The organism is Bacteroides xylanisolvens XB1A (assembly GCF_000210075.1).
GTDB lineage: Bacteria > Bacteroidota > Bacteroidia > Bacteroidales > Bacteroidaceae > Bacteroides > Bacteroides xylanisolvens.
This window is the reverse complement of the sequence record NC_021017.1, coordinates 2,371,284-2,393,649: the sequence shown is the minus strand read 5'-3', so window position 1 is coordinate 2,393,649 and position 22,366 is coordinate 2,371,284. Positions and strand designations below refer to the sequence as shown.

14 protein-coding genes, 1 tRNA gene and 1 pseudogene are annotated in these 22,366 nt (G+C 42.5%); 6 read left to right on the top strand and 10 right to left on the bottom strand.

The features are described 5' to 3' along the window. Positions 1-855 (top strand): DUF4886 domain-containing protein, encoded by an 855-nt coding sequence (locus tag BXY_RS09690; protein WP_015531772.1) that lies wholly within the window; start codon positions 1-3, stop codon positions 853-855. 146 nt (positions 856-1,001) lie between these two features. Here the strand turns inward: BXY_RS09690 and BXY_RS09685 are convergent, their stop codons facing one another. Beyond that, positions 1,002-2,207, bottom strand: a complete 1,206-nt coding sequence (locus BXY_RS09685; RefSeq protein ID WP_015531771.1) for an ATP-binding protein — start codon at positions 2,205-2,207, stop codon at positions 1,002-1,004. Between the two features lie 166 nt (positions 2,208-2,373). Here BXY_RS09685 and BXY_RS09680 point away from each other — a divergent pair. After that, a pseudogene (locus BXY_RS09680) lies at positions 2,374-2,496 on the top strand (N-acyl-D-glucosamine 2-epimerase); the annotation flags it as partial. Between the two features lie 274 nt (positions 2,497-2,770). Here the strand turns inward: BXY_RS09680 and BXY_RS09675 are convergent. Together BXY_RS09675 and BXY_RS09670 are read right to left on the bottom strand one after the other, a co-directional pair. Beyond that, positions 2,771-3,781 carry a 2-oxoacid:ferredoxin oxidoreductase subunit beta gene (locus BXY_RS09675; RefSeq protein ID WP_008642470.1) on the bottom strand — a complete coding sequence of 337 codons (1,011 nt, stop codon included), beginning with the start codon at positions 3,779-3,781 and terminating at the stop codon, positions 2,771-2,773. A gap of 3 nt (positions 3,782-3,784) precedes the next feature. Next, positions 3,785-5,635 carry a 2-oxoacid:acceptor oxidoreductase subunit alpha gene (locus BXY_RS09670; protein WP_004317185.1) on the bottom strand — a complete coding sequence of 617 codons (1,851 nt, stop codon included), beginning with the start codon at positions 5,633-5,635 and terminating at the stop codon, positions 3,785-3,787. A 203-nt stretch (positions 5,636-5,838) separates the two neighbouring features. Here BXY_RS09670 and BXY_RS09665 point away from each other — a divergent pair. After that, positions 5,839-5,910, top strand: a tRNA-Arg gene (locus tag BXY_RS09665). Between the two features lie 173 nt (positions 5,911-6,083). Here the strand turns inward: BXY_RS09665 and secDF are convergent. The 5 genes from secDF to BXY_RS09640 all read right to left on the bottom strand — a co-directional run bounded on the left by secDF (position 6,084) and on the right by BXY_RS09640 (position 14,027). Continuing rightward, positions 6,084-9,095, bottom strand: a complete 3,012-nt coding sequence (gene secDF, locus BXY_RS09660) for a protein translocase subunit SecDF (RefSeq protein WP_004317186.1) — start codon at positions 9,093-9,095, stop codon at positions 6,084-6,086. Between the two features lie 165 nt (positions 9,096-9,260). Continuing rightward, positions 9,261-11,345: a M3 family metallopeptidase gene (locus tag BXY_RS09655; protein WP_134993088.1), complete on the bottom strand. Its 2,085-nt coding sequence runs from the start codon at positions 11,343-11,345 to the stop codon at positions 9,261-9,263. 31 nt (positions 11,346-11,376) lie between these two features. Next, on the bottom strand, positions 11,377-12,462 hold the full coding sequence (locus BXY_RS09650) for an endonuclease/exonuclease/phosphatase family protein (protein WP_015531769.1): 1,086 nt from the start codon (positions 12,460-12,462) through the stop codon (positions 11,377-11,379). 4 nt (positions 12,463-12,466) lie between these two features. Next, complete coding sequence (locus BXY_RS09645; protein ID WP_008642546.1) at positions 12,467-13,372, bottom strand: rhomboid family protein; 906 nt, start codon at positions 13,370-13,372, stop codon at positions 12,467-12,469. After that, positions 13,353-14,027 carry a rhomboid family intramembrane serine protease gene (locus tag BXY_RS09640; RefSeq protein WP_008776855.1) on the bottom strand — a complete coding sequence of 225 codons (675 nt, stop codon included), beginning with the start codon at positions 14,025-14,027 and terminating at the stop codon, positions 13,353-13,355. Before BXY_RS09640 ends, BXY_RS09645 begins: the two co-directional genes overlap by 20 nt. 221 nt (positions 14,028-14,248) lie before the next feature. On the opposite strand from BXY_RS09640, the gene BXY_RS09635 reads away from it, so the two are divergent. The 3 genes from BXY_RS09635 (at position 14,249) to BXY_RS09625 (ending at position 17,673) form a co-directional block, all read left to right on the top strand. Beyond that, positions 14,249-14,521: an HU family DNA-binding protein gene (locus BXY_RS09635; RefSeq protein WP_004296482.1), complete on the top strand. Its 273-nt coding sequence runs from the start codon at positions 14,249-14,251 to the stop codon at positions 14,519-14,521. Positions 14,522-14,604: 83 nt separating this feature from the next. Continuing rightward, positions 14,605-16,422, top strand: coding sequence for an arginine--tRNA ligase (gene argS, locus BXY_RS09630; RefSeq protein ID WP_015531768.1), 1,818 nt, complete (start codon positions 14,605-14,607; stop codon positions 16,420-16,422). A 63-nt stretch (positions 16,423-16,485) separates the two neighbouring features. Continuing rightward, positions 16,486-17,673, top strand: a complete 1,188-nt coding sequence (locus BXY_RS09625) for a low temperature requirement protein A (protein WP_004296480.1) — start codon at positions 16,486-16,488, stop codon at positions 17,671-17,673. 236 nt (positions 17,674-17,909) lie between these two features. Here the strand turns inward: BXY_RS09625 and BXY_RS09620 are convergent, their stop codons facing one another. Together BXY_RS09620 and topA are read right to left on the bottom strand one after the other, a co-directional pair. Continuing rightward, a complete protein-coding gene (locus BXY_RS09620) occupies positions 17,910-19,934 on the bottom strand; it encodes an LruC domain-containing protein (RefSeq protein ID WP_134993083.1) in 2,025 nt (674 codons plus the stop codon). A 72-nt stretch (positions 19,935-20,006) separates the two neighbouring features. After that, complete coding sequence (topA, locus tag BXY_RS09615) at positions 20,007-22,352, bottom strand: type I DNA topoisomerase (RefSeq protein WP_004317201.1); 2,346 nt, start codon at positions 22,350-22,352, stop codon at positions 20,007-20,009. Positions 22,353-22,366 lie beyond the last annotated feature (14 nt).

The window sequence follows — 22,366 nt, the reverse complement described above, 5'->3', positions numbered from 1 at the left end:
ATGAAGCAATATAAGATTGTAGTGATTTGTATGTGCATACTGCTCCTTCTTGCCGGAGGAGTGTATGCGCAGCAAAAAACGGTCAGGATACTTGCTATCGGCAACAGTTTCTCCCAGGATGCCGTGGAGCAATATCTGCATGAACTTGCCGAAGCCGAAGGCATTTCAACCATAATCGGCAATATGTTTATCGGCGGTTGTTCTCTAGAACGTCATGTGAAAAATGCCCGTGACAATGCTCCTGCCTATGCCTACCGGAAAATCGGTACGGATGGAAAGAAACGGGAAAAGGGCAAGATGTCTTTGGAAGCGGTGCTGGCAGATGAAGACTGGGATTATGTCAGCCTGCAACAGGCAAGTCCTTTTTCGGGAATGTATGAGACGTATGAAGCCTCTCTTCCCGAGCTCATAGAATATGTAAAAGTACGTCTTCCAAAAAAAACAAAGCTGATGCTGCACCAAACCTGGGCGTATGCGTCTACTTCCAAGCATAGTGGATTTAAAAACTACAACTGCAATCAACTGACCATGTATCAGGCTATTGCCGATGCAGTGAAGAAGGCGGCTAAGGTGAATAAGATAAAGATTGTCATCCCTTCGGGCACTGCTATACAGAATGCCCGTACTTCTTTTATCGGCGACCATCTGAACAGGGACGGCTATCATCTGGATGTGAAGATTGGACGTTATACCGCTGCCTGTACCTGGTTCGAACGTATCTTCAAACACAATGTAGTCGGGAATCCTTATGCCCCGGAAGGGTTGGATGAGGCGAGGAAAGCTGTTGCTCAGAAAGCTGCCCATGCGGCAGTAAAACATCCGTATAAGGTAACCGAGCTGTCTATTACTAACTAACAATAGACATTGCCGCCCGTCTTGCAGCAGAATCCATGGCATTATCGATGACTTGATTCAAATGTAAATGCAGCACACCAAAGGCGATTTGATTGCTCGTGGTAACCCGATGGTGTACTGCATTTATTTTTCGTATATCGTATGGTTTACTCCATTAAGAACTGGCGTATGGGACAATGGCGTATACCCTCGTAGCTGTTTCCGCTGAATGTATCTTCTGTTACCACTATTTTGGGATAGTTGTCCTGTATCTTTAGCAGGTTTCCAAATTCTCTTTCTGCTGTCTTGTCGCTATCTATTTTTAAAGCGACCTGTATATATAGTTTTTCTCCATTCTTTTCTCCGATAAAGTCAATTTCCTTATCTCCGTAATAGCCAACCTTAATATCGTAACCTTTGTATAAAAGGTGGTTATACACTAGATTTTCCAATATTTTGGCTTTGTCTGTAATGCGATATCCGATGACAATGTTCCGGATTCCCATATTTTCGAAATAATATTTCTCTCCTATCTCAAATACGCGTTTCCCAATTAAATCATACCGCTCTACCCGGTGGATCAGGAAAGCATTGTTTAAATATTCCGTATAGCTTTGTATTTGGTTAACTGATATGGTGGTATGTTGTGATTTTAAATAATCACTGATATTCTTTGCCGAAAAGAGATTGCCTATGTTTTCGGATAAAAATTGAATCAGTTTCTCAAGGAACAAAGTATTGCGTAACTTGTATCTACTGACAACATCACGAAATACAATCGTGGAATATACACTCTTCAAATATTCATTGACCGTTTCATCTTCGAGAGGGAGATTTAATAAATAGGGAAGTCCGCCATAACGGCTATATAATTCGTAACTCGTTTCACTTTCAGTTAATCCGTGGAATTCAAGAAACTCAGAATAGGAGAGACTATATATTTTGAATTCGATATATCTGCCACTTAAATAAGTGGCGAGTTCTCCTGAAAGCATCTTGGCGTTACTACCTGTAATGTATATATCATTATCTTCATTGAGCAGGAGCGAACGGATGACTTTTTCAAACCCGGGAATATCTTGTATTTCATCGATAAAGATATAATTCTTAGCTTTTTCTTTGCTATGAGAAATGATGTACGAGTGTAAATCTTCTGCTGTTTGCAGAGAACTGAATGTAAAATCTTCAAGATTGACATAGATAATATTCGCATCCGGTTCTTTTGCTAAAATTTCTTCAATAAGCTGGTAAAGGAGGAAACTTTTGCCTACACGGCGTTGCCCTGTTAACACCTTGACTACAGATTTTTGCATAAAAGGTTTTATTCGGTCAATATAACCTTTTCTTTTTTTGAGGATTCGAGGGAAGTTCATACGCCTGAAAGTTTTAATTATACTTTAAACTCTTGCGAATATACGGAAAAGTTTTAATTATACTTCAAACTTTTATAGATTTAATGAGATGTTTTAATCATACTTCAAACTCAGTGAAATGATGTAGGAGGCTTGAGTAACTCAAGTACATGGCTCGGCTTGCTTCGGTGAATGGTACTGGAGCCTTTCGGCTGATGGGACTGTCAACCGTGAGGATGATAAAGCCGGATTTTGGAAATGTCCTTACCATAACGGGCGTATGTGTATGGAGATAATGGAGCGCTTTTGATTTCATCGCAGTCGTTTAGTTCCAACCCTGTTTGGAACTGTTTGTTTCTCGGCGTGAAACACTTTGTTTCCCTGCTTGAAACATTTCGTTTCTCGGTGAGAAACAAATGGTTTCATGGCATGAAACAAATCACGGCTTGTGGGGTGACGCCCAGTATGCTGTGGGATGACTGAAGATGACCTTTAAGCAAACTTGAGGTGTATTTATAATGAAAGCTGGAGAAAGGGATTGTTTTATCCTTCCTCCAGCTTTTATATTATTGATGAGCAGTGAATTACTTCACTTCCCAAGTATCATTAGTCATCAACAGCTCCTGGAAATTGTGATATTTCTTCTTGCCTTTGATTTCTTCGATTTGTTCAACGACAGCATCGTTGTAAGTCGGAGCGTCTACATCACGGATTACACCGAGTGCAATCGGGAAGTCGGGACCTTCCATCAAAGCCAGCTTCAGTTGAAGCGTATTATCTTGGCAGTGTGCGTCGTGGATAAGGATATCCTTTTCTGTGATACCGTTCTCACCCAGTTTCACTACCTTCAGCCCGAAGCCTTCCTGCATCAATCCGAACTCCTTGTTTTCACCAAATAACATCGGTTTGCCATGTTCCAGATAGATAGCATTCTTGGCACGTCCTTCTTTGGTGGCAACGCTGGCGTGAGTTCCGTCGTTGAAGATCACGCAGTTCTGTAGAACTTCTACAACAGAAGCACCTTTGTGATTGGCTGCTGCTTTCAACACTTCTACAGAAGCGGCACCATCTACTGCAATGCAGCGTGCAAAGAAACGTCCGCGGGCGCCAAAAGCCAGCTCTGCCGGATGGAACGGGTCTTCCACTGTTCCGTAAGGAGATGATTTGGTGACAAGTCCGCGTTCTGAAGTCGGTGAATATTGTCCTTTTGTCAGACCGTAGATACGGTTGTTCAGAAGAATCATATTCAGGTCGACATTACGGCGTAATGCGTGGATGAAGTGGTTACCACCAATTGCAAGGCCGTCACCATCACCGGAAATCTGCCAGATAGTCAAATTGGGATTGGCTACTTTAGCTCCTGTTGCAACAGCAGCGGCACGTCCGTGGATAGTGTGGAACCCATATGTATTTACATAGTAAGGCAGACGGGAAGAACAACCGATACCGGAAATGACGGCAATATCATGCGGAGCTACTCCCAGTTCGGCCATAGCTTTGTGCAGTGAGTTCAGGAAAGCGTGGTCACCGCATCCCGGACACCAGCGTGGTTGGCCTGATTTATAATCTTGTACGGTATATACTTTATCGCTCATCTTTTATTCCTCCAATAATTTAGTGAATGCATCTATCAATTCTCTCGTAACGAAAGGCTGTCCTTTCACTTGGTTGAACTGGCTGATGTTCAATCCGGGCACTTTCATGCGCAAATAACCTGCGAATTGTCCCAGATTCTGTTCAGCTACCACGATTTTCTTGTATTTATGCAATACATCGGCTGTGTTCTTCGGCAGCGGGTTGATGTACTGGAAGTGAACGAAAGCCACTTTCTTTCCATGTTCGCGCATATAGTCCATAGCCAGACGGAGATGACCGTAAGTACCACCCCAACCCACAATCAATAAGTCTGCATCTTCGTCACCCAATACTTCGAGTTCGGGGATATAGTCTGCAATTTTATCCACTTTGGCCTGACGCAGATGAACCATCTTATTGTGGTTTTCGGGTTCGGTAGAGATAGCGCCTGTTTCGTTGCTCTTTTCAAGACCACCGATGCGGTGCATGAATCCTTCAGTTCCCGGAGTAGCCCAGTAGCGTACGCCTGTTTCCGGATTACGTTGGTAAGGAGTCCAGTTGCCGGCCATATCCGGGGTCACATACGGAGGATTGATGGCAGGATATTCATCCAGATTAGGGAGTTTCCATGCGGCAGAACCGTTAGCTACGAAAGCATCAGTCAGCAATACAACCGGAGTCATGTGTTCCAAGGCAATCTTGCATGCCATATAAGCGGCGTCGAAACAGTTGGTCGGCGATGTTGCAGCGATTACAGGCATCGGGCTTTCGCCGTTGCGTCCGTAAAGGGCTTGTAATAAGTCGGTCTGTTCTGATTTAGTAGGAAGACCGGTAGACGGACCGCCACGCTGTACATTGACAATCACCAATGGAAGTTCACCGATTACAGCAAGGTTCATCGCCTCACTCTTCAGGCAAACACCGGGGCCGGAAGTCGTAGTCACTGCCAAAGCACCGGCAAAAGCGGCACCAACTGCAGAAGCACAACCTGCGATTTCATCTTCGCACTGTACGGTTTTGATTCCCAATGATTTATGTTTAGCTAATTCGTGCAGAATATCAGTAGCCGGAGTGATAGGATAAGAACCTAGGTAGAGCCCCAGACCTGCTTTTTCAGCTGCGGCAATCAGTCCGTAGGCGGTTGCTTTATTACCGTTGATATCTGTATAAAGTCCTTTTGATTTCGGAGCTTTGCTTTCAATCTTATAAGTAGAGACAGAAGCATGAGTGTTTGCTCCGTAGTTGAAGCCATCGTTCAATACCTTAATATTAGCTTCTGCTATTTCGGGTTTCTTGGCGAATTTCTCGCGCAGCATTTTTTCAGCAGCAGCAAGGTTACGGTTGAACAACCAGCAAACCAATCCGAGTGCAAACATATTTTTGCAACGGAGAATCGATTTGTTATCTAATCCGGAGTCTTTCAGGCTCTCTTTGCACATGGAAGAGATAGGAACTTCCAATACTTCCTGTTTTATTCCTAATTCTTCAAAGGGATTGTTGGTTTTAAATTGTGCCTTTTCCAAATCTCTGGCTTCGAATGAGTCGGAGTCGGTGATGATAAGTCCTTGCGGTTTACAGAATTTGATTTGTGTTTTCAGTGCGGAAGGGTTCATAGCCACCAATACGTGGCAACGGTCTCCGGGAGTGTAAACTTGTCCGGCGCCGATGTGGACCTGGAAACCGGAAACACCGGTTAGCGAACCTTGCGGGGCGCGGATGTCTGCCGGATAGTCAGGGAATGTACAGATGTCATTTCCCACTGTAGCCGACACGTTCGAGAAGATGTTGCCGGCCAGCTGCATACCGTCGCCGGAGTCGCCGGAGAAACGTACTACTACTTCCTCCAATTCTTTAACCATCATTTCGTCTGCCATAACTTTAATTACTATATTTAATTTAAAAACTGATTTTACTTTCAATTTGTGAGCGCAAAGGTCGGAAAGTTAATCGAATTATCAAAATAAATCCTACTTTATTGTCCTATTGACGCCAATTATTTGAAATATCTGAAAGGAACCTGCATTTTTATTCTTGTTAAATCGACAGAAACCGTTATCTTTGCAAGCAAATTTGAAGCGGCCTTGTAGTTCAACGGATAGAATAGAAGTTTCCTAAACTTTAGATAGGGGTTCGATTCCCCTCGGGGCTACTACAGAAGAATCTATGAGAGTGGTGTTGTTTTGCTTTCATATTGTATCAAGTTTTAAGTGTAACAATAGCTTCTTTTAAGATGAACGTCTTATAGCTTCTATTTGTTTTAATAATCAATAGAAAAAGCCTCTACCGAATGTTCGGAAGAGGCTTTTCTATTTGTGGAGTTTATTATTCTTCCGTAGCTGGTACTACGACTTTCTTGTTCTTCATCATGTTGTATGCAATCGGAGATGCAATAAACAGTGAAGATAATGTACCGATAACAACACCCAGGATCATTGCGAATGCAAAGCTGCGGATTGAATCACCACCAAGGATGAAGATACACAGCAATACGATCAATGTACTCAATGATGTATTGATGGTACGAGCCAGCGTTGTGTTCAGAGAGTCGTTGAACAATACTCGTTTGTCACGTTTCGGATATAAACCGAAGAACTCACGTACACGGTCGAAGATTACCACCTTATCATTAATAGAGTAACCGATAGCTGTCAAGATAGCACCAATAAATGTCTGGTCGATTTCCAGAGAGAATGGCAGGATACCCCAGAACAGTGAATAGGCACCGATAATCATAATGGTGTCGCAACTCAAAGCTACGATAGAACCGATACTGTAAGCAATGTTGCGGAAACGGAGCAAGATATACAAACCGATGGCGAGCAGTGCCAATACTACAGAGTAGATAGCGCCTGTCTTGATGTCATCTGCGATACTCGGACCTACTTTCTGTGAGCTTACGATACTACCACCTGTGTGATTGTCACGGTCGATGAAAGTTTCCAATGTGATATTCTGAGTCAATACCGGCTTCAAGGTTTCATATAGATATGATTCGATTTCAGAGTCTACATTGTTGCCTTCATCTTCGATACGGTAGTTTGTACTGATACGTACGGTCTTTTTGTCTGTACCGATAGCAATAACGCTTACGTTGGCGTCGCCAAATTTGCTAGAGATCAATTCACGAACTTGTTCCGGTTCTACAGGATTCTCAAATTGTACCTTAAAGTTACGCCCACCAGTGAAGTCGATACTCTGACTCAAACCACGGATGGCAAATGAACCGATACAAACAACGATGATTGCACTGACGATAATAAGGGACTTTTTGTTTGTACCCATAAAATCGAAATGTGTATTGGTCATCAGATTCTTTGAAATCTTGGTTGTGAATGTCAGGTTCAACCACTTGTCTTTGTTCATGAAGTGTTCATAAACAATACGAGTAATGAACACTGCAGTAAAGAAGGATACCAAGATACCGATAATCAATGTCGTAGCAAAACCACGAATTGGACCGGTACCAAAGTTAAACAGGATGATACCTGTGATGATAGATGTTAAGTTAGAGTCGAAGATAGCCGAGAATGCATTTGAATAACCGTCGGCAAGTGCTTTCTTCACACCCTTACCTGCACGAAGCTCTTCTTTTGTACGTTCATAGATAAGTACGTTCGCATCCACAGCCATACCAAGTGACAATACCATACCGGCTATACCGGACATTGTCAGCGCAGCCTGGAAGGATGAAAGAATACCTAGCGTGAAGAAGAAGTTGAGGATTAACGCGCAGTTAGCAACCATACCTGGGATGAAGCCGTACATAGAGCACATGTAAATCATCAACAGAATCAGGGCTACAACGAATGAGAAAATACCCGCATTGATTGATTCTTGACCCAGTGACGGACCAACGATATCTTCCTGTACGATGTGAGCCGGAGCCGGCATCTTACCTGATTTCAATACGTTAGCTAAGTCTTTTGCTTGTTCAGGAGTGAAATGACCTGTAATCTGTGAACGTCCACCTGTAATTTCAGAGTTTACGTTTGGTGCAGAATATACATAGTTATCAAGAACGATAGCAATGGAACGGCCAATGTTCTGCTTAGTCAACTGAGCCCAGCGGCGTGCACCGTCAGAGTTCATTGTCATGCTTACAGCCGGTTTGCTGTATTGGTCGAATTCATCTTTCGCATCTGTTACTACGTCACCTTCCAACGGAGCTTTGCCGTTACGTTCGGTAGACTTGATAGCGTATAATTCGAAAGTCTGTCCTTTCTTGTCAAATTCAGAAGGAGAAACACCCCATTTCAGACGAAGGTCTTTTGGAAGATCAGCTTTGATTTCCGGCATAGCCAGATATTTGTTGATGTCAGCAGTATCTTTGTAGTTGGCATAACCAATAACGGGACCTTGTCCGCTAGAATTCAACTGAAGTATGGACAGCAAAGGATATTGCTTTTTGATTTCTTCCATATTTGCGGCAGACTTATCTTCAGCAGTTACGTCACCTTTCAGGGCAGCTGCAAGGCTGTCGGCAGCACTTACAGTTTTTTTCTCAACCGGAGTGGCTTCGGTAAGGACTGCTTCAATAGTATCTGTATCAGCTGTTGTTCCTTCAGCTAAAATAACACGCAATTTGGCGTCTGCAGATTGCATGGCAGGGAGAACTTCTCTAGCTGTATAAGTTTCCCAGAACTCCAGATTGGCAGAACCTTGGAGAAGTTTTCTCACACGTTCCGGCTCTTTGATACCCGGAAGTTCCACCATGATACGTCCCATTTTGTCTTCCAGACTTTGGATGTTCGGTTGAACAACACCAAAACGGTCGATACGGGTACGAAGAACGTTGAATGAGTTTTCAACAGCAGCTTTTACTTCTGCTCTCAGCACTTTTTCAACTTCTGCATCTGATGATTTCTGGTTAACTTTATCTTTCAACTGTTGTGTTGCGAAAAGTTCGGAAAGTTTTGCGTCCGGAGCAATTTTGTGGTATTCTCTGATGAACAGGGTGATAACATCATCCTGACTGTTGACAGCCTGTTTTGCAGCTGTCGCCAATGCGTTGTTGAAAGCTTCGTCAGGCTTGTTGTCTGCCAATGCTTTGATAACATCAGGTACGGAAACTTCAAGGATAACGTTCATACCACCCTTCAGGTCCAAACCTAAACTAATCTCCATCTCACGACATTGTTTCAGTGTCCAGTTCCACAGCATTACTTTCTCGTTAGAGAGAGAGTCGAGGTAGTCTTGTTCCACTTTCGGGTCGCCGTTCGCAATTTCTTTCGCCTTGTTGGTATAATGGCGTGTTACGAAGGAGAAGGAGAGGTAGAACACGCATACCAGCGTGAGTAATACCGCAAAAACCTTTACAAATCCTTTGTTTTGCATTTTACTTTTAATTTATGATGATTACTTTTTTAATTTAATTTTCAGTTAAATTCTGTCGTACACAAGTTCTTTTTGCCGTATACAAGGCTGCAAATATAGTTTTTTTTTCACATTCATGTGTAATAAGCCCTCAAATATTTGATGTTTAAGGGCTTTTTTACTGAATTATTTCATTCCTCTGTTTTTCAGTAGCGGTTCCAAGCTTGGTTCCGCTCCACGGAAATTCCGGTAAAGCACCATCGGGTCTTCGCTGTCTCCCTTCTCCAATACGTTGTGACGGAAGAGGTCGGCGGTGTTTTTATCAAAAATACCATGTTCTTTAAAGGCTTCAAAAGCATCATTATCCAGTACATTGGCCCATAGGTAGCTGTAGTATCCGGCTGCGTAACCACCAATGATATGATTGAAGTAAGTCACGCGATAACGCGGTGCTATTTCGGGGATGAGACCGAGCTTGTCCATGGCTTCTTTTTCGAATGCAAGCATGTCTATATTCTTTACATCTGTTACGGTGTGCAGGTTCATGTCGAGGATGGCGGCAGCCAGTAATTCGGTAGTCATGAAGCCCTGATTGAAAGTCTTCTGTTGCAGTATCTTTTCGATGATTTCGTCGGGTATCACTTCTCCTGTCTGATAATGTTTGGCATACATTTTCAGTACTTCCGGTTCAGTAGCCCAGTGTTCATTGATTTGAGAAGGAAGTTCTACAAAATCGCGTACTACATTAGTGCCTGATGTTCCTTTGTATTCACATTTTGTCAGCAGTCCATGCAGAGCGTGGCCAAATTCGTGGAACAAAGTTTCTACTTCATCCATTGTCAATAGAGAGGGAGTATCGCCTACCGGTTTGGTAAAGCTGCAAACATTGCATACTAACGGACGGGTATCTCCTTGTTGTTCGCGGTAGTTGCTCATCCATGCGCCGCCACTTTTTCCGGAGCGTGGGAAATAATCGACGTAGAAGATACCGAGTTGCGAACCGTCTGCGTCTTTCACTTCAAAGACTTCCACATCCGGATGATAGGTAGGGATACCTTCGAGCTTGGTAAGGGTGATGCCATATAGTTTGTTGGCTACGGCGAAAGCACCATCGCGCACATTCTCCAATTTGAAGTAAGGTTTTGTATCCTCTTCAGACAGGTTGTACTTTTCTTTTCGTAGTTTTTCGGTATAATACCACCAATCCCATGCTTCCAGTTTTTCTCCTTTGCCTTCCTTATCCATTAATTTTTGAAGTTCGGTAGCTTCTGCCTTTGCTTTTGGCAGTGCATAGCTCCAAAGGTTGTTTAGAAGGCTCATTACGTTGTTGGCGTTCTTTGCCATCGTTTCGTCGAGAACGAAGTTTGCATAGCAGTCGAAACCTAATAATTTAGCTTTTTCCAGGCGGAGAGAAACGATCTTACGGATATTTTCCTTGTTATCGTTTTCGTCGTTGTTGTTACCGCGGTTGATGTAAGCTTTGTATATTTGTTCCCGAAGCGGGCGATTTTCTGAATATTGCAGGAAAGGCAGGCGGCTGGCATTATGCAGGGTGAATAGCCATTTTCCGGGTTGTCCGGCTGCTTTTGCTTCTTCCGCGGCGCTTTGGCGGAACCATTCGGGCAATCCTGCCAGATCTTCTTCTTTGTCAACGAAGAGTTTGAAAGCATTATTCTCATTCAGTATATTGTTGCTGAAAGTAATGCCGAGTGTAGAAAGTTCCTTGTTGATTTCGCGGAGGCGGGTTTGGTCTTCGGCATTAAGGTTTGCTCCGGAACGGACAAATCTTTTATAAGTCTTGTCCAGCAGACGTTCTTGTTCCGACGTCAGGTTCAATGAATCTTTCTTTTGGTAGACATCGTTCACCCGTTTGAATAGTTTCCCATTCAGGGAGATATTGTCATTATGTTCCGAAAGAACCGGTGCCAGTTTGATGGAAAGTGCGGTCAGCGAATCAGTAGTTTCCGCATCTGTCATATTGAAGAAAATGATGCTTACCCGGTCTAAGATGGGTGCGCTGTTATCCAAAGCCACAATCGTATTTTCGAATGTCGGAATTTCCGGGCTTTCGATGATGGCTTCGATATTTTGATTCTGTTCTTCTATACCTTTTAGAAAGGCAGGTTCATAGTGCTCTAATTTAATCTTGTCGAAAGAAGGAACACCATACTCGGTTTGAAACTCTGTAAAGAAAGGATTGCTTTCTGTTTTCGTAGCACAGGAGTACATCATACAACTTACTGCTAAAATGGTTAGTGTCTTTTTAATCATCATAAGTGTTTTTTATTAGAGTTTTCAGTTCTTATCGTTTACTGATATAGCACCAGATCGGGTAATGGTCTGATGCCTTGATAGACCGGTCTACCGTGCAATTGTAGGCTTTCAGGTTGGGGCTGATCAAGATATTGTCTATGCGGAAATAGAACTTGTTCTGATTGTAGGAAATACCCAATCCTTTACCGGACTGTGTGAATGCATCGTCTAGTTTTTGAGTCAGGATGCGATGGGTATATGAGATAGAACCGTCGTTGAAATCGCCGCATACTATGGTTGTCGGATATTTACTTTCTGCAATGGTTTTAGCCACAGAATCTGCTTGTGTAGCCCGGATAGCCGATGCTTCCGCCAGTTTTCTTATTAATTGCCTAAGTCCGGTTTTTACTTTCTTGGCATTCGGGTCTTTAATCATATCCTCATACATCCCTCTGTCTTCTTTGGTGAGTTTGTTGGATTCCAGGTGGTTGTTGATTAATGTAAGAGTGTCGTTATTCACATTCAGTACATATTTCATGGAGCCGTTATAATTACTTTCATATTCGATGGGATGTATCGAGAGTATGGGGAACTTAGAGAAACAGGCAAGTTGCACATCTCCTTTCCCTTGTTGGTGGACGGATTGGTAAGGATAGGCTTTGAATGCTTTTTTAATGTCCTGTTCCGTCAGGTATTTCTTGTTGGTAGCGGTGTTATATTCTTGCAGACAGATAATATCGGCGTTACTATCTACAAGATAAGACAATACCGGGTTTTTCCCATCTTTCTTCTCCAAATTGTTGAAACTCATTACGTTGTAGGATAGGATTTTGATGCTTCCTTCCGGTATGGTTTTAGTGGTGGAGTTAAAAGGAATATAAGTCCGTATCTGCGGAATACAAATTAGAAAACCGATGGCAGGCAAGAGCGCATAGCGGTAATTGACAAATGCCCAGAAGCCGATAAAAATCAGATTAATCGTCAGGAATATCGGAAATGCAAGTCCCAAGCTGGAAGCAAGTGGATTTATTTTCGGGTTAAGGTAAGGGCTATAAGCGCTTAATATCAACGTTCCCACGAAGAGAGCGTTGACAGCAAGTATCAGATATGCGACAAATTTGCCAATATGTTCCATTCCTTTATCTTTTGCTTGCGTCGAACAAGCTTTTCTTTTCTTCAGTTGTCAGACTGTCGTAACCGGATTTCTTTAGTTTTTCCAAAATACGGTCCACTTCATCAGACTGTGCTTTTTTGTGGGCATTGTAATCATAATCCTTCTCGCGACCGGTGGCACTGTTTCCATAGTGTACCTTCATTTTCGGTTTCCGTTTCCATGTTTTCTTTTGAAACAAGGAGGCGAAACCATCCAGAATCCAGTTGATCCAGGAAGTCAAATCAGTTCCTTTACTTAGGCTGGCGGCAAACCAAAGTCCTGCAAGAGCACCGCCCAGGTGGGCGATATGTCCTCCGGCATTACTTGAGGTGATGGATAATACATCGATTCCGATAACAACCAGTGCCAGATATTTGAGACGGATAGCACCGAAAAGAAAAAGTTGCACCCTGTAATTTGGTTCACGATAAGCCGTAGCAGCTACGATGGCTAATACGGAAGCTGATGCTCCTACCAATGTTGCACCCGCCACTTGCGAACTGAATAAAGGAAATACATTGTAGGCAACCATATACAGTAAACCTCCACAGATACCTCCTAATACATATAGTCCTCTTAAATGCTTGGCCGAGAAAAAGTAGAGAAACAAACTTCCGAACCAATACAGCCAAAGCATATTGAATAGAATATGCAGGATACCGGCATGCATAAACATATAAGTAAATAACGACCACGGCTGATGAATAAATCCGATAAAGGATGCCGGCAGGGCAAATATACCGAATATATCGGGGGTACTTACTTCAAACAGTCGCAAGAAAACGTTAATCAACGTGCCGATCAGAAAGATGCCTACGTTGATATAAATCAGTTGGATGAAAATATTTCCTCTTCTGAATGTCTCCTTTAAATCAGCTATAATATGTCCCATTGTTATTGCTTTTTTTTCTCCAATACAAAATCAGGATCAATCCAAATAACATTCCTCCCAGGTGAGCAAAGTGAGCGACATTGTCTCCGGCGCTATTGGCAAGTCCTGACCATAATTCAATCGCGGCGTATCCTATCACGAAGAACTTCGCTTTGATAGGAAATGGCAGCGGGAAGATAAACAACCGGTTATTGGGAAATAACATACCGAATGCCAGCAATATGGCGTAAACGGCTCCCGAAGCACCTACGGTGGTCATCATGTTCAGATACTCTTCCATTGGGATAACACCTGTACCTATATTCACTTGTGCGTAGTGGCTAAGTTCCGTTACATATTGAATATACTGTACCCCTTCCTGGATAAGTCCCGCACCGATACCGCAGAGAATATAGTAAAAGAGGAAACGTTTGGGTCCCCAGGTTTGTTCGAGAATCGGTCCGAACATAAAAACGGCAAACATATTAAAGAAAATGTGGCTGAATCCGCCGTGCATGAACATATAAGTGATAAGCTGTGCCGGATTAAAGTCACTTGCGAGGAAAAAATGTAATCCTAGATAATTCGTTAAATCCAGGCCGTAACGTTGGGCTACGATTGTCCCGAAAAATACTAGTACATTGATAATTATCAGGTTTTTAGTTACAGTTGGCATCATTTTAATTTCTGAATATTTAGATAATAGACGCAAAAGTACGAATAAATTCTGTTTTAAAGCATGAAAAACGCTTCCTATTAGCTCTTTTTCAATAATTTGCTGCGTTTTTTTTATGTTTTTATTTGATATGTTGTTTTGTTCGGCTATATTTGTGGAATCAATCCATTGTGGGATAATCTTTTGTGTAACAAATATATTAATTAATCATTTTACGTATTATGAATAAGTCTGATCTTATTAGCGCAATGGCTGCTGAAGCTCAAATGAGCAAAGCCGATGCAAAAAAAGCACTTGATGCTTTCATCACTTCAGTTACTAATGCTATGAAAGCTGGTGACAAAGTATCTCTCGTAGGTTTTGGTACTTTCTCAGTAAGCGAAAGAGCTGAAAGAACTGGTATTAACCCTTCTACAAAGGCAACTATTACTATTCCTGCTAAGAAAGTAGCTAAATTTAAAGCTGGTGCTGAATTATCTGCAGCTGTTGAATAAGATAGATAGTTGAAAGAAATTAGGAGAGGAGACGCGATGCGTCTCCTTTTTTTGTATCTTTGCGCGCAAGAAATAACTTGATTATGAAGATAGAAGATAAACTTGTAGCGTCCGTTATCAGCGGACTGAAAGCACTCTACGGTCAGGAAGTCCCTGAAAAAATGGTGCAGATGCAAAAAACGAAGAAAGAATTTGAAGGACATTTGACACTGGTCGTGTTCCCTTTCCTGAAGATGTCAAAAAAAGGACCGGAGCAAACGGCACAGGAAATCGGTGAATATCTGAAGGCAAACGATCCGGCTGTAGCAGCGTTTAATGTGATAAAAGGGTTCTTGAACCTGACTATTGCATCGGCTACATGGATTGAGTTGCTGAACGAGATTCAGGCAGATGAACAGTACGGCTTAGTGCAGGTCACTGACGCTTCTCCATTGGTGATGATTGAATATTCTTCTCCGAATACAAATAAACCGCTTCACTTGGGACACGTGCGTAATAACCTTTTAGGTAACGCATTGGCTAACATTGTAGCGGCAAACGGCAATAAGGTAGTCAAAACAAATATTGTAAACGACCGTGGTATCCACATCTGTAAGTCCATGCTGGCATGGAAGAAATACGGAAACGGTGAAACTCCTGAAACTTCGGGTAAGAAGGGTGACCACCTGGTAGGTGATTATTATGTATCTTTCGATAAGCATTATAAAGCGGAAGTAAAGGAGCTGATGGCTAAATTTACAGCGCAGGGAATGAGTGACGATGAAGCGAAAGCAAAGGCTGAAGCTGAATCTCCATTGATGCAGGAGGCCCGCGAAATGTTGGTGAAGTGGGAAGCCGGTGATCCGGAAGTACGCGGATTGTGGGAAATGATGAACAACTGGGTATATGCAGGATTCGACGAAACCTACAAGAAGATGGGTGTCAGCTTCGACAAGATCTATTACGAATCCAATACTTACCTCGAAGGAAAAGAAAAGGTAATGGAAGGTCTGGAAAAAGGTTTCTTCTACAAGAAAGAAGACGGTTCCGTATGGGCCGACCTGACTGCCGAAGGACTGGATCATAAGCTCCTTCTCCGTGGTGACGGTACTTCTGTCTACATGACTCAGGATATCGGTACGGCTAAACTTCGTTTTGCCGATTACCCGATTAATAAGATGATTTATGTAGTAGGTAACGAACAGAACTATCACTTCCAGGTGCTTTCTATCTTGCTCGATAAACTTGGTTTCGAATGGGGTAAGAGTCTGGTACACTTCTCTTACGGAATGGTGGAACTGCCGGAAGGTAAGATGAAATCCCGTGAGGGTACGGTAGTTGATGCTGACGACTTGATGGAGGAAATGATTGCCACTGCTAAAGAAACTTCACAAGAACTAGGCAAACTGGATGGTTTGACACAGGAAGAAGCTGATGATATTGCCCGTATTGTGGGTCTGGGAGCATTGAAATATTTCATTCTGAAAGTCGATGCCCGTAAGAATATGACATTCAATCCGAAAGAATCTATCGACTTCAATGGTAATACAGGTCCGTTTATTCAATATACTTATGCACGTATCCAGTCTGTACTTCGGAAAGCTGCCGAATCAGGTATCGTAATTCCTGAACAGATTCCGGCTGGTATTGAATTGAGTGAAAAGGAAGAAGGGCTGATTCAGATGGTTGCCGACTTTGCTGCTGTTGTAAAACAAGCCGGTGAAGATTACAGCCCGTCTATTATTGCTAATTATACTTATGACTTGGTGAAAGAATACAATCAGTTCTATCATGACTATAGTATTCTGCGCGAAGAGAATGAGGCAGTGAAAGTATTCCGTATCGCTCTGTCTGCTAATGTAGCTAAAGTTGTTCGCTTGGGAATGAATTTGCTGGGTATCGAAGTTCCTTCCAGAATGTAAGACTTTCTCTGAACAAAATAGACTTCTGCGGGGTTTCTTTTATATATATAAAAGGAACCTCGTATGTTTTACTCCCCCCATCCATTGCTTCGGAAGAGAGAAACGGAAACTGCTACTGTCTCTTATTCCGAACTGCTGTTTGACCTGATTTATGTTTTCTCGGTCACGCAACTTTCACATTATCTGCTTCATAATCTCACTTGGGAAGGATTATTGAAAGAAACAATCCTGTGGTTTGCAGTCTGGATGTTGTGGCAACATACCATCTGGGTGACTAACTGGTTCAACCCGGATACCCGGCCGATACGTATTCTTCTTTTTATCAGTATGCTGGTGGGGCTGGTGATGGCGGCTGCCATTCCTTATGCCTTTACTTACCGGGGATTGATATTTGCTGTCTGCTATGTTCTGATACAGGCAGGGAGAACACTTTATATTATCGGGGTGTTAGGAGATCATCATCTGGCTGCTAATTTTAAGCGAATTATGGGCTGGTTCTGTATATCTGCCGTCTTTTGGATTACGGGTGCCATATTGCAGGGAGAATGGCAAATTCTACTGTGGATTATAGCCGCCATCTGTGATTATACAGCCCCGATGCACGGATTTGCTTTACCTCGTCTGGGACGTTCGGACAGTAGCAAGGAATGGACTATTGAAGGGCATCATTTGGTGGAACGTTGCCAGTTGTTTGTGATTATTGCTTTTGGAGAAACTCTATTGATGACAGGAGCTTCTTTGAGTGAAGTAGAAGAATGGACGCCTCTCGTGATTATTTCTGCTGTCATATCTTTCATTGGTAGTTTGGCTATGTGGTGGGTTTACTTTGATGTGAGCAGTGAAGCCGGTAGTCGGAAAATACAGGAAGTGAAAGATCCCGGAAAGCTGGGGTTGATTTATAATGCAATTCATATCGTACTGGTGGGAGCATTGATTATTTGTGCGGTAGGAGACGAACTGATTGTTGCCCATCCCGAACAAGAAATGAGAGCGGAAGTTGTTTTTGTTCTGATTATCGGACCAATCGTTTATATTCTGGCAAATAGTATCTATAAATATGTCACGTGCCGTATGCTTCCTTTATCACATATTATTGCTGTAATAGCTTTGGCTTTACTGCTTCCCTGGCCTTATCACATTTCTTTATTGACGATGAATATCTTGGTAACATCTGTTTTTATATTCGTGATTGTGTTTGATATGCTATTCCCTAATAAAGGTTTTAAGATAAAATGGGAGCCGAAGATTTAATGATGAAAGCCCATTCATAACGGATAATACTTATATCCTATAATATTGTGGCTTAAAATAAAAACACAGTTCACACGAATTCTTGGTGAGTATTCAAGAAGTTGTGTGAACTGCGTAATTCGCGCCTTTCTAAACGGATGTCTATTATGTCTTTTTCATCGATGGTTCGCAATGCGAAGTCCCGATAGCGATTCCGTACAATATCCGGGCTGCTCTTATTTAAATCGTATCAATCTTTATTTGTACCAATCTTTATTTTGTTTCCCATTCGATGATACCCATCCAGAGAACTTGGGATATGATTGATCGATTCGTTTCCCTTCCTCTGGAACCGGGAGATTACTTACTGGCATATTGATAGCAAACGGCATCAAGTCTGCAGAAACATAATACATCCCTTCTTCTGGTCTGTAGATGTCTTTTCCGGTTCCCAGTAACGATAAGTCGGCTTTGTCAGTCGGGGGATAATTTATCAGATGTAATTCTTTGCCTCTACCCTCGTTGGAACTGATGAAGATAAACGGGTTGTAAGGAGGTACCACCTCTTTCTCACTAGCTCCATCAAGCGTGATGGTTACAGTATATTCTTTCTTTGATTCATCAGTGATATTTTTGAATTTTGTCATGTCGTCATACAACAATATGGTTGGGTGAGACTGTCCAGGCTCTGTTTCTTTTCCTTCCATGTATATAGAACTTGATAAACCACTGGCATCAGGCCCCGTTATTTTTACACTCTTGACATTGCTGTTTGAGAGCTTGTGTAATTGATATCCAAATCCGTTTTGCAGATAACCGCCACAGTGCTGTAAGATAAACTTGTCTTCTATTTCGTAAATGCGATTGTCAAGAGCATTTCGGGTCATCGTACTGGTGTACTTTACCATTACGTCATTCATATCGTAATCACCTAACTTAGGCCATAAGTCTTCAAAAGCCAGTGTACCGGAATAAGAAATTTTATATTGCTCGGGGATTGCTTCGGGGTCTTCAGGCAATGGAGGCAATGTCGGGTCAATAGCATTCTTTTCTGACGTATGAATATAGAAGATGGCATCTGCATAATCGAAGTCAATATTATCTTCGAATCCTACTGCTACAATCTGCCCGGACTTGGAATCACGGAGAGATACAGTTCTTTGTGTATTATTCGTGTTTAGATTCCTGGTGGAGTAGCGTGCCCCCATACCTTTTATGATATCGCCCACTTTGTCTTTATCTGTTTCTGAGGTGAGTTTGCTCTTGAATCCCATACCTTGCAGGCACCAGCCAATTGTGACTCCTGCAGGAAATTTGTCTTCGTATTCCTGCGTGTCTTCATTCCAATATTTGAGTTTTATTTCTTCGCCACACACTAATGCTCCTGTTCCTAAAGTCTTGTAAATAGGAGAGGTGTTTGGAAATGCGATTATTTGTTTTATATCACTCGCGCTCTGGGGCGGATTGTTGGTAGGGTAGGTGTAATATCCAACTGTATTGTACCATGCAGCAGAGCTGGTTATAAATACGAGACTCACTTCAGTCGGGTTAACAATTGGAATATCTGAAGTCATTTTGATGGAACCATCAAAAAACTCCGGATAATTCTGACTGATGTTCATAACCTTGCTTTTACCGCTCTCATCTTTGACTGTAACCTTTCTGAAAACATACTTGATGTTGTATAGTACGTCTGCCGGAGGTATATTTATTTTAGGTTCCAGGTTGGTTGGTCTTCCGCTGTCATCCCAGTCTGCATCGGGAAGAACATGCCATTCTTTTAGATAGGTATGTTGGTTCACGGTCACTCCTCTGGTTTTTGATGCCGTTTGTGAACGTAAGGTAGCGATATATGCATCTTGATTAAATGAAAGCCGACGACTGTCGTCAATCGTTAGTTTAAGAGGAGATACGGTGGCTAAATAGTCCGATGATAACCATACTTCCGAGAGGTCCGCCGGAATATTCATCTCTCCGCTGAATTTGCCTTCTTCGTCTGTAACTGCACGGTAGATAGGCTCTATGTCCTTTTGGGACACGCTGCCGTCAGCTGAGTATTCAATGGGATCCTGATCGTAAATGTCAAAAAGGACACGATAATTTTCGCTTTTGAAACAATAATTGATATCCAAAGCAACAGCTTGGGTCATGTTGAAGTCGAAGTATGCTTCTTTTGGCATATGCCTTCTCTCCCAAGATAAGTCACGCTCTTTGTCCATACAACTGATGGAAGCTATGGTAAGCACTCCTATCATTAAATACTTTAAATTTGTTTGCTTCATAAGTTTGTGTATTAAAAGATAAAGAGCAAATATATACATTTAATTATATAATTTGCTCTTTTTCTAGTTTTTTTATTTCTTTTTTGCGAATCGTCCTTTTTTTGTGGTCGCTGGTCCTTTTTCATCTTGTAATTTGATGAGTTCCAAACAGCTAGCCAAACTCAAATCCTGCGGGACGATATCTTTAGGAATTTTATAATTGGAACCCTTATAGGTAATATAAGGTCCGTAACGTCCGTTCAGAATCTCAAGTTCCGGCTCCTCTTCAAACTTCTTGATGTGGCGTTCCGTTTCTTTTTGGCGTTTCTCCAGAATCAGCTGTTCTGCCTCTTCCAAAGTAATTTCCATTGGATCAAGTGTTTTCGGGAGCGATACATATACCTTATTGTGCAGGACATACGGACCGAAACGGCCTACGCCTACACTGACTGATTTTCCTTCATATTCGCCCAGTGTACGAGGTAATTTGAATAATTCCAGTGCTTCTTCCAAAGTGATGGTTTCCATGGATTGACCTTTCTTCATTTGTGCGAAGCGTGGTTTTTCTTCATCTTCTACAGTACCAATCTGTACAACAGGACCGAAGCGACCAATCTTAACAGAAACAGTCTTGCCTGTTCCCGGTTCTTCTCCCAGAATACGTTCGCCTACTTTATGTTCCGTCTTGATAGCCAATGTGTTTTCTACAGATGGGTGGAATTTATCATAGAAATTCTTCATGATAGAAGTCCATTTCACTTCTCCTTCTGCAATCTCGTCAAATTCCTTTTCTACACTGGCGGTAAAGTTGAAATCCAGAATGTCTGGGAAATATTCGGTAAGGAAATCATTTACCACAGTGCCGGTATCCGTTGGGAACAACTTCGCCTTTTCTGCACCGGTAATTTCAGTATGGTTTTCATCCTTAATCTGACGATCTTTCAATGTCATGACATTAAACTGTCGTTCTTCCCCGTCTTTATTACCTTTCTCCACGTATTCGCGTTGTTGGATGGTAGAGATAGTAGGTGCATATGTAGACGGACGTCCGATACCCAGTTCTTCCAACTTGCGTACAAGACTTGCTTCCGTATAGCGTGGAGGACGTTGGGTGAAACGTTCGGTTGCGATAATAGGCCCATGTTCCAACTTTTGGCCTTTTTTCAGAGGAGGAAGCAGGTGACTCTCATCTTCTTGTTCGTTGTCATCATCATAAGATTCACGGTATACGCGCAAGAATCCGTCGAACTTAATCACTTCACCGATAGCTGTAAATACATCGCTGCTGCCACTTATTGTTATGGTAGCAGTTGTCTTTTCCAGTTCCGCATCTGCCATTTGTGAGGCAATGGTGCGTTTCCATATCAAGTCGTACAGTTTCTTTTCCTGTGCTGTTCCTTCAACGGACTGGTTTTCCATATAGGTAGGACGGATAGCCTCATGCGCTTCTTGTGCACCCTTAGTCTTTGTTTCGAAATGACGGAGGTGTACGTAGCGGTCACCCATCATTTTGATGATAGCGTCTTTACTGCCTGTTGTCGCAAATTCCGAGAGGTTGACAGAGTCCGTACGCATATAAGTGATGAATCCCGATTCGTATAAGCGTTGCGCGAGCATCATGGTCTGCGCTACGGTATATCCCAGTTTGCGTGCGGCTTCCTGTTGCAATGTAGATGTTGTGAACGGAGCAGGAGGCGTTTTCTTGACCGGGCGGGTAGTAATATCGTCGATAGCAAAGCTTGCTCCCTGACATGCGTTGAGGAAGGCTTTTGCTTCTTCTTTTGTTTTAATGCGGCGAGCCAGTTCAGCTTTCATTTCTACCAGTTTTCCATCCGTGTCCGGGACGAGGAATACGGCAGTGATGCGATAAGCAGCTTCCGTTTGGAAAGCATGTATTTCACGTTCACGTTCAACGATCAGGCGGACAGCAACTGACTGAACACGTCCGGCAGAAAGTGCCGGTTTCACTTTTCTCCAAAGCACGGGAGAGAGTTCGAAACCTACGATACGATCCAGAATCCGTCGTGCTTGCTGTGCATTTACGAGGTTGAGGTCAATGTCGCGTGGTTGTTCAATTGCTTTTAAAATAGCGCTTTTCGTAATTTCATGAAATACGATTCGTTTTGTGTTTTCCGGTTTTAGTTTTAAGACCTCATACAGATGCCAGGCTATCGCTTCTCCTTCGCGGTCCTCATCGGATGCGAGCCATACGGTTTCTGCGTCTTTAGCTTCTGTCTTCAGTGTGTTAACCAGAGCCTTTTTGTCTGCCGGGATTTCGTAGCTGGGTGTAAAATTCTTCTCTACGTCGATGCTGAATTCTTTTTTCTTCAGATCGCGTATGTGTCCGTAACTAGAAAGGACTTTGAAATCTTTCCCAAGAAACTTTTCAATCGTTTTTGCTTTTGCCGGAGACTCGACAATGACAAGGTTTTTCTGCATAATTCTTTCTTTTA